The following is a 1,182-nucleotide window of genomic DNA, read 5'->3' on the forward strand; positions in this document are numbered from 1 at the left end:
TTCTGTTTTTTGTGTGGTGGTTCTGGTAATCTTCTCTTAGCCATTTGGCGATTTATGGTTTCTGAGCGGCCCGATATCTGGGCGAGTATCAGGAGAAACCGATGAGCCTTTCGATCAACACCAATGCTTCGGCGATGGTTGCCGTTCAGACCCTGAACGCCACGCAATCCGCCCTGAGCAGCGCAGAAAACACCATCTCGACCGGTCTCAAGGTCTCGAGCGCCGCTGACAATGCCGCAGCCTATGGCATCGCGCAGCAGATGCAGGGCAACGTCTCGGGCCAGTCCGCTGTCAATGACGGCCTTTCCTTCGCCGCCCAGACGGTCAGCTCCACCAGCACCGCCGTCAACCAGATCATCAGCGTGCTCAACAGCGTCCAGAACGCCGTTACTCGCTCGGCAACAACCAGGGCAGCCCTGCCGCCCTCGACCAGATCGGCACGCAGATCACCGGCCTGCTCCAGCAGATCGACACCATCTCGCGCAATGCCACCTTCAATGGCGTCAACCTCATTTCCGGCGCAACCAGCGATGGTCTGGGGATCACCTCCAGCGACCTCAAATATGTCACCGGTCTTCAGGGCGACCAGACCACCATCACCGGCTTCAATGCTGCCATCGTCTCCTATATGGGCGGCGCATCCCTGGCCGGCGCTTCCTCCGTCTTCGGTAGCGGCACCGCCTTCCAGGCGGGCGCTGCGGGCACAAGCCTGACCGATGCCCTTGGCCTGACATCCGGCAGCACCGCCGGTGTGAGCCCCACAACCAACGTCTTTGAGGCATCAGGTACGCTCAAGGGCAATGGCAGTGTGTCAGACATGATCGCCCAGGTGCAGGCAGCCATCAAGGCCATGACCTTCGTCACCTCGACGCTCGGCGCCAACAGCAACGTCATCAAGAACATGAGCACCTATGGCTCAACCATCTCCGACAACCTCACCAATGGTATCGGCGCCCTGACCGATGCCGACATGTCCGCAGCCAGCGCAAAACTCACCTCGCTGCAGACCAAACAGTCCCTTGCCATCAAGTCGCTCACCATCGCGAACTCCCAGTCCCAGAACATCCTCTCCCTCTTCCAGTAAAAAAACAGTCCCCTTGCCCGTAACAGGGCAAGGGGACCTTCCAGAACCACACAGATAAAACCTACTCTACAGGGCCATTCAGTATTCTGGCCGCAACA

At 59.1% G+C, this 1,182-nt stretch carries 2 protein-coding genes; both read left to right on the top strand.

Annotation, left to right across the window (positions count from 1 at the left end; all coding sequences use genetic code 11):
• Nucleotides 1-101 precede the first annotated feature (101 nt).
• Entirely contained in the window at nt 102-713 is a 612-nt protein-coding gene (locus JCM25354_RS22845; RefSeq protein ID WP_025886735.1) for a flagellin, read from the top strand.
• Between the two features lie 38 nt (nt 714-751).
• Nucleotides 752-1,084, top strand: a complete 333-nt coding sequence (locus JCM25354_RS22850; protein ID WP_025886737.1) for a flagellin — start codon at nt 752-754, stop codon at nt 1,082-1,084.
• Nucleotides 1,085-1,182: the final 98 nt, after the last annotated feature.

Origin of the sequence: Asaia prunellae JCM 25354 (genome assembly GCF_000613885.1) — a bacterium.
GTDB lineage: Bacteria > Pseudomonadota > Alphaproteobacteria > Acetobacterales > Acetobacteraceae > Asaia > Asaia prunellae.

Excerpts from the sequence above, each read along its gene's own strand:
- JCM25354_RS22845 (WP_025886735.1), top strand. The coding sequence starts at position 102 with ATGAGCCTTTCGATCAACACCAATGCTTCGGCGATGGTTGCCGTTCAG.